Genomic DNA, 7,690 nt, shown 5'->3' with positions numbered 1-7,690 from the left:
AGTCGATATTTTGAATAAATTTACTCAACTTGGTACAGCTAAAACGGTGGCTGTTGCATAAATATCTGAAGATTAGAACAACTCTACCTTTCGTCTATTTGTGCAACAAAGCCGATCGTGGGTGAAATGGATTTGGATGATGCCTTGTCATCACGTGATCATATCAAAGCGAAATTAAAGGCTGCCATTTCAGATGATATTTCTGATTGGGGAATTACGCTTAAAACTGTAGAAATTCAAGACATTCAACCATCACATACGATGCAATCTGCTATGGAAGCACAGGCCGCAGCTGAACGTCAGCGTCGTGCAACTGTTACGAAAGCTGATGGTGAAAAACAAGCAGCGATTTTGGAAGCTGAAGGACGTCTCGAAGCCTCTCGTCGTGATGCAGAAGCTCAAGTTGTTCTTGCAGAAGCATCAGAGAAAGCAATTAATATGGTGACCAATGCTGTTGGCGACAAAGAAATTCCTGTTGCTTACCTATTGGGCGAACAATATGTAAAAGCTATGCAAGATATGGCGAAATCGAATAATGCAAAAACAGTGGTTTTACCAGCCGATGTTTTAAATACAATTCGTGGTCTTATGGGACGTTAATTGTTTTTAACGTTTTATTTGCAAAAAAAGCCATGATCATCATGGCTTTTTTTGTGCTTGAGTTCATCTTACTCTGCGATCAACGTTGAATGATCTTTTCGGCTAATTGCTTAACTTTACGATCAAAGATAAAAGGGCCAAATGGTAAAATGGCAGCAATCAAGCCCAAATTAAAGATCGACAGAGACCATTTCATTCGATGGCAAACAACTAAAAGCATCACAAGGAATAGTACAAATAAAACGCCATGTCCCATCCCAATATATTTGACAAAAACAGGATTTCCCCAAATATACTTAATCGGCATGGCAACGCCGAGCAATAATAAAAATGAAATGCCTTCAAGCGTTCCCACAAACCGTAAAGCTTGTACGTTCATATACTTCCCCAAATTAATTTTTTCGATCTAATAAAAATTTAGAAATCTCAATCAACTCTTTGGCATTTTCACCAAAGTATTGTAATGCTTCAAATGCTTGATCATGTAAGGTTTGTGCATAGACTTGTGCCTGCTCTAACCCCATTAAAGCAGGATATGTTGATTTTTGGACTTGTTCATCTTTGCCTGCGGTTTTACCTAAGGTTTCAGTGCTCGCCGTAATATCCAAAATGTCATCCTGAACTTGGAAAGCTAGGCCAATGCTCTGACCAAACTGACGTAATTTTGGAATCGCCTGATCTGTGCCAGAGTAAATAGTCACAGCCCCCATCATGATGGCAGCCTGAATTAAAGCACCTGTCTTATTACGGTGAATATTTTCCAATTCATCTTGGGCAACATGCCTACCTTCAGCTTGAAGATCCAAAACCTGACCGCAAACCATCTTTGAACTTGCTGTAGCTAAGATTTGCATTTGCTTGAGAACAATAGCTGCATCTGTACCTTGTGCCTGATCGTCAAATAAACGACTGCCTAAAATCTCAAATGCCATCGATTGCAGAATATCACCTGCCAACAAAGCAGTATCTTCACCAAATGCAACATGACAAGTCGGTTGACCACGACGCAGTAAATCATTATCCATACAAGGCAAATCATCATGTGCGAGTGAGTAGCAATGAATCAGTTCTACTGCGACAGCTGCACGACGTGCGGCAGCAAAGTTTTGGTTGGCTTGTAACGAAGCAGCCGCATAACATAAAGCTGGGCGGACTCTTTTACCACCAAGCATAACGGTATGGTGAACAGCTGCTTTGAGTGGTTCTGGGAGAGAAAATGCAGCCAATGCTGTCAATAAATCTTGTTGAATACGTTGTTGAGCTTGTTTTAAAACATCCGCATTAACTGGAGAAATAGACGACACAATTGCCTCGAAAAATGAATAAATGAAGAAGTGACAGCATCTGTCAGAATGGCAACATCATATCACTATTTATCCCGATAGATTATCTTTGTATTTTCAAGCTATACAAAATAAAAACACCTCGAAATGGAGGTGTTTAAAACTGATGAAAACGGCTTAGAAGGTATCACCTGGTACACGAACCCAACCTTCCATCAGAACACGTGCACTACGACTCATTATGGCTTTTTTCACAGCCCATTTTCCATCAATCAACTCAGCTTGAGCACCAACACGTAACGTGCCTGAAGGATGTCCAAAACGAACCGCTTCACGCTCACCACCACCAGCAGCTAAATTCACCAACGTACCAGGAATCGCAGCAGCAGTACCAATTGCAACTGCAGCAGTTCCCATCATGGCATGGTGAAGTTTACCCATTGATAGTGCACGTACTAATAAGTCAACATCAGCAGCTTCAACTGTTTTACCACTTGATGATGTATAGGTTTTTGGTTGAGATACAAAAGCAATCTTCGGAGTATGCTGACGCGCAGCAGCTTCAGAGATGTCTTTAATCAAACCCATTTGAACAGCACCATACGCACGGATTTTTTCAAAACGAGCCAATGCTGCGGCATCACCATTAATATGATCTTGTAATTCAGTGCCTTGATAACCAATCGCTTCTGCATTTAAGAAAATAGTTGGAATACCTGCATTAATGAAAGTTGCATGGAAAGTACCGATCTCAGGTACCACCAATTCATCAACAACATTTCCTGTAGGGAACATATCCCCACCTTCATCACCATCATCAGCAGGATCTAAAAATTCGATTTGAACTTCTGCTGCAGGGAAAGTGACACCATCTAATTCAAAATCACCTGTTTCTTGAACTTGACCATTGGTCACTGGTACGTGCGCAATAATAGTTTTTTGAATATTCTTCTGCCAAATGCGAACTGTGCAAATTCCATTTTCAGGGATACGAGCTGCATCCACCAAACCATTTGAAATTGCAAAAGAACCGACAGCAGCAGTGAGGTTTCCGCAGTTACCACTCCAATCTACAAAAGGCTGATCAATTGAAACCTGTCCAAATAAATAATCAACATCATGTTCAGGCTGTGTACTTTTAGCCAAAATTACCGTTTTACTGGTACTTGAGGTCGCCCCTCCCATACCATCGATTTGTTTACCGTATGGGTCAGGACTACCAATCACACGGAGAAGAAGTTGATCACGTGCTTTGCCTGCTACTTGTGCCGCTTCAGGTAAATCATCAAGTTTGAAAAAAACACCCTTACTTGTGCCACCACGCATATATGTTGCAGGGACTTTGATTTGCGGTACTGAGCTCATGTCAATTTCATCCTTTTATCATGTTCTTGGTGCAAGTAAATCTTGAGTCTAAAATTACTTCACAGCAATAAAATATGCCATACGACCAATTGCTTTTCGGTCAATTGTTATGGGTAAAATGTGCTCACTATATTGAGTATTTTTGTACAGATTAACAATGGCATCGAAACATTTATACGCGGTTTAAAAATCAAGTGCCCGATTTAAATGATCAGAAAACAAACTTCACTTAGTTTACTATTCACCCAAATATAAGATTTTAAATGAATTTTAAAAACAACTTTCCAGTCATAGCCCGCCTGTACTTTGACTAGTCGAAAATCATTCAATCTATTAGAATAATCCACTTATTCTTCGTCGAGCTCAGTCCTTTGAACAACGATTCTTCTAAACTTCAGCGTGGACTAAAAAACCGCCATATCCAACTCATCGCGATGGGTGGGGCTATTGGTACGGGCTTATTTTTAGGTTCTGCGCAAGTCATCCAGTCTGCTGGACCATCTATTATTTTGGGTTATGCGATTGGCGGTTTGATTGCTTTTTTAATCATGCGTCAACTCGGTGAAATGATCGTAGAAGAACCTGTAGCAGGTTCATTTAGTCATTTTGCATATCAATATTGGGGTAAATTTCCAGGCTTTTTATCAGGTTGGAATTATTGGATATTGTATATCCTCGTTGCGATGAGTGAGCTCACGGCAGTCGCAAAATATATCAATTACTGGTGGCCTCATATTGCTGCATGGCAGTCAGTTTTATTCTTCTTTGTGATTATTACAGCGATCAATCTCACCAATGTAAAATTCTATGGTGAGTCAGAATTTTGGTTAGCCATTATTAAAGTCACCGCTGTTGTAGCGATGATTTTATTTGGTCTGTTCTTGCTGTTCACTGCGGATGCCAACTCTACGGCTTCATTTACCAACCTTTGGAGTCATGGTGGATTCTTCCCGAATGGGTTTGAAGGTCTATTCTTCATGCTGGCATTCTTGATGTTTGCATTTGGTGGTATTGAATTAATCGGTATGGCAGCGGCTGAAGCCAATGATCCAAAGAAAACGATTCCTAAAGCGATCAACCAAGTTGTGTTGCGTATTCTGATTTTCTACATCGGTTCACTCACAATTTTACTATCACTTGTGCCTTGGAATCAGCTTGATTTAGGTGGATTAGATAAAAGCCCATTTGTAATGATTTTCAGTCAAATGGGAATTGGTTGGGCTGCTCACCTACTTAACTTCATTATTTTAACCGCAGCATTATCTGTATATAACAGTGGTATGTATGCAAACAGCCGCATGTTGTTTGGTTTAGCTGAACAAGGTAATGCACCTAAAGTATTTGCTAAAGTGAATAAACAGGGTGTTCCTGTTCCAGCCGTATTGCTTTCAGCATTGCTCATCTTCGGATGTGTACTTTTAAACTACTTCGTACCAGAAGATGCCTTAGGTCATTTGATGTATGTCGTTGTGGGTGCTTTAGTTTTAAACTGGGCAATGATCAGTTTGACGCATTTGAAATTTAAAGCGATGGTCAAACAAAAAGCATTAACAACGAGCTTCCCTGCTTTATGGTCACCATTCAGCAATTATCTTGTACTCGCATTTATTGCGGTTGTACTTTACATCATGTGGCAGCAAGGTTTTAAAGAATCTGTGCTCATGATTCCTATTTGGATTGTTCTAATGTTTGTGCTCTATCGTGTTTTAAATTTGAAAAATAAGAGCTAAATACAGCTAGTCGGTTTCATCAAAAAGTGATTGCTAAGGCAATCACTTTTTTGTTTATAATCATTTAATTATGCGCTCATAGCTTAACTGGATAGAGCAGTTGCCTCCTAAGCGACCGACGTGGGTTCGAGTCCCGCTGAGCGCACCATTTAGCTGTTGAAGTCAATATTTTTTAATATGGTCTACGCCAGTGAGATAGAAACTCGTACCCTGCATAAAAAGATCAACTTTGTATATTGAAGTAAAAGTTGATAAATCATTTAAGCTTTTTAAAATCCAAAATCAAAAGTAGATACGCATTTTTATGCCGTAAATTATTCACCTTTCAAACGCTAAAAAATATAGTTCTTTTAAATCTCAATCAGTAAATTAGCTTGCTAATAAAGCTCTCGCCTTGATCAATAAATCCTGCTGATCAATCTCAGATGGATGAAAACTTGCTTTATAAAATGCTAAATAGTCAGGTAATAAACGCCACATCATGTGGACAAGCCCCAAAAGTGTTTGTGTGTTCTTGAACAGCTGCTTCGGTGAATATAAGGTATTCTTTCGATCTTGCCAGACTAAATGACCTGTCATTATGATCGTGCTACTGATGAATCCCACCGTAATTGTTCGCATACTTCTACGGCGTTGAGCTAAGTTAGCAAAGACTTGCTGATATACATCAAATGCCACATGCTTATGTTCGATTTCTTCAACAGCATGCCAAAGCCAAAGATTCTTCATATTTTCAGATAAGCCTTTAAACATAATATTTGGATATTCAAGCATATAGCCTGCCATCATCGCCGTAAAATGCTCAAGTGCGACTGTAGCAGCCAATTGACGGCGCTTACTTAAAGTTCTTAAGCGGATCATTTCCTGCTCATAAGCCTTTTCAAACTTTTTTAGATGATAATCATTGCTTTGCACCAGTTGATTAAACTGCTCATGTGCTCGCGCATGATGCGCCTCTTGCCCAATAAAACCTGAGATATCTTTTTGTAGTTGTTCATCATGGATTTGATCACGCACATTTCGGACGGTTTCTACAAAAAAGCGTTCACCCTGTGGGAAGCTCATGGATAGAGCTGTGAGAAAATGTGACATCAAAGTAGATTCAGTGTATTGCGTGGTAATTTTTTCGGCTTTGAATTGCGTTTGGCGCACTGTAATTGTATTCACATCATTTGACATCGTCGCTCTCCTCACGCATAACATTTCTGTAAGCAAACACTAAATCACATGAGCAAGTCTTATGACTTACATCTCTTATTGATCTACAACTTCAATCAAAACATTAGCTCAACTATTTGAAATTAAATAGAGGCTATACAAAGTTCCAAATTAGAACTAAAGATTAAATTATAGCCTCTTCTGAATTCTGTCAATTTGTTTTTCATATACCAGTGTATTTGTCCTATAAAGACTTTTTATATCCTTCGATGCGTTATGCCTTAAAATTCATAGAGTTTTGAGCCTATATTTAACTCATTACAAAGCTATGCCTAAATAAATGCTGTTCCAATTAAAGCATTTAGCAGCCTTTTTTGAGTCCGACAATAAAATATGTGATGACTTAGATATCCCAATTTTTTTCAATAGCAGTGATCTGGCTCAAGACATGCTGATACTCTGCCTGTTTAACAGTGCACCACAATGCAACAAAATCTTGATTTAAATATTCACTCATCCAATGATTAGCTTTAAATCTCTTCAATGCATCTATTTGTTCTGTCGGAAGAAAATAATGTTTACCAATCTGCTTAGATTGATTCACCGATTTAGGGATTGCTGATATGTGAGTTAAGCCATGCAGCGTTCCCATTAATATGATGGCGACTGCCAAATATGGATTACAATCAGCTCCAGCTACTCGATATTCGATTCTTTGATTTTCTGAATCCGCACATGGGATGCGCAGTGCGACATTACGATTATTCCACCCCCAGTTTGCTTCCAAAGGGACATGCTGGCCTAACTTAAATCGGCGATATGAATTGAAATTGGGGGCTAATATCGCCATAGAATCTGGCATGAAATGAATCAATCCACTGATTACATTTAATAATGGCTTTGCAAAGTCACGTTCAGAACAGCTAAAAATATTATGTTTGTTAGCATCAAGTAGACTCATATGAAAATGCATTCCACTCCCTGCTTTATGCAAATCTGGTTTTGCTAAAAAATTAGCTTTAAAGCCATGTTTATTTGCAACTTGTTTAATACTCCGTTTTAACATCAAGATTTGGTCACAGAGCTTCAAAATATCAGTTCCATGCGGCAGATTAATTTCATACTGATCTGACGATGACTCAGAAACGATTCCAGTGATATGTATTCCCTGTATTTGAGCAATCGTTTCTATTTCATCCAACACTGCTTGGATATCAGCATGTGGGTTTAAATCAAAACATTGTTTAGGAATGGCTGACTTTTGGCTCTCTTGGGATAAAGGCTGTAAGTAAAACTCAAGCTCAGCAGCGATACATGGAAAATAATCTAACTGATGTAATTGATTCAGCAATTTCTTTAAAATATTGCGCGGTTCATAACGACAAGCTTGTAAATTATTTTCTTTCATTGTTAAAAGTAACTGAGCATTGATATGTGGATCTCTTTGTACACGACAAAAAAATATAACTCATTGAAATAATGGCATAATACTTGTTTTCTGACGACGAATATGATGGCACATTTCAATGAGTTACATCTCATCTTAAACAAATA

At 38.7% G+C, this 7,690-nt stretch carries 5 protein-coding genes, 1 tRNA gene and 2 pseudogenes; 3 read left to right on the top strand and 5 right to left on the bottom strand.

Going from position 1 to position 7,690, the window contains the following annotated elements; genetic code table 11:
• Positions 1–108: 108 nt before the first annotated feature.
• A pseudogene (locus tag ACSC97_RS17210) lies at positions 109–600 on the top strand (SPFH domain-containing protein); the annotation flags it as partial.
• A 79-nt stretch (positions 601–679) separates the two neighbouring features.
• Here ACSC97_RS17210 and ACSC97_RS17205 read toward each other — a convergent pair.
• The 3 genes from ACSC97_RS17205 to prpF all read right to left on the bottom strand — a co-directional run bounded on the left by ACSC97_RS17205 (position 680) and on the right by prpF (position 3,248).
• Positions 680–979 carry a DUF3817 domain-containing protein gene (locus ACSC97_RS17205; RefSeq protein ID WP_436662156.1) on the bottom strand — a complete coding sequence of 100 codons (300 nt, stop codon included), beginning with the start codon at positions 977–979 and terminating at the stop codon, positions 680–682.
• A gap of 13 nt (positions 980–992) precedes the next feature.
• A complete protein-coding gene (locus tag ACSC97_RS17200; RefSeq protein ID WP_436662154.1) occupies positions 993–1,904 on the bottom strand; it encodes a polyprenyl synthetase family protein in 912 nt (303 codons plus the stop codon).
• 156 nt (positions 1,905–2,060) lie between these two features.
• Complete coding sequence (gene prpF, locus ACSC97_RS17195; RefSeq protein WP_436662152.1) at positions 2,061–3,248, bottom strand: 2-methylaconitate cis-trans isomerase PrpF; 1,188 nt, start codon at positions 3,246–3,248, stop codon at positions 2,061–2,063.
• 371 nt (positions 3,249–3,619) lie between these two features.
• Here prpF and ACSC97_RS17190 point away from each other — a divergent pair, with 371 nt between their 5' ends.
• Both ACSC97_RS17190 and ACSC97_RS17185 read left to right on the top strand, forming a co-directional pair.
• Positions 3,620–4,978 carry an amino acid permease gene (locus ACSC97_RS17190; RefSeq protein ID WP_004908516.1) on the top strand — a complete coding sequence of 453 codons (1,359 nt, stop codon included), beginning with the start codon at positions 3,620–3,622 and terminating at the stop codon, positions 4,976–4,978.
• Positions 4,979–5,050: 72 nt separating this feature from the next.
• A tRNA-Arg gene (locus ACSC97_RS17185) sits at positions 5,051–5,126 on the top strand.
• 221 nt (positions 5,127–5,347) lie between these two features.
• Here ACSC97_RS17185 and ACSC97_RS17180 read toward each other — a convergent pair.
• Positions 5,348–6,157 (bottom strand): metal-dependent hydrolase, encoded by an 810-nt coding sequence (locus tag ACSC97_RS17180; RefSeq protein WP_099949055.1) that lies wholly within the window; start codon positions 6,155–6,157, stop codon positions 5,348–5,350.
• Between the two features lie 382 nt (positions 6,158–6,539).
• A pseudogene (locus tag ACSC97_RS17175) lies at positions 6,540–7,577 on the bottom strand (glutamine synthetase family protein); the annotation flags it as partial.
• Positions 7,578–7,690 lie beyond the last annotated feature (113 nt).

Origin of the sequence: Acinetobacter sp. P1(2025), from assembly GCF_051390655.1 — a bacterium.
Taxonomy (GTDB): Bacteria; Pseudomonadota; Gammaproteobacteria; order Pseudomonadales; family Moraxellaceae; genus Acinetobacter; species Acinetobacter junii.
This window is presented reverse-complemented; position numbering and strand designations above follow the sequence as displayed.

Excerpts from the sequence above, each read along its gene's own strand:
- ACSC97_RS17180 (WP_099949055.1), bottom strand. The coding sequence starts at position 6,157 with ATGTCAAATGATGTGAATACAATTACAGTGCGCCAAACGCAATTCAAA.
- prpF (WP_436662152.1), bottom strand. The coding sequence starts at position 3,248 with ATGAGCTCAGTACCGCAAATCAAAGTCCCTGCAACATATATGCGTGGT.
- ACSC97_RS17205 (WP_436662156.1), bottom strand. The coding sequence starts at position 979 with ATGAACGTACAAGCTTTACGGTTTGTGGGAACGCTTGAAGGCATTTCA.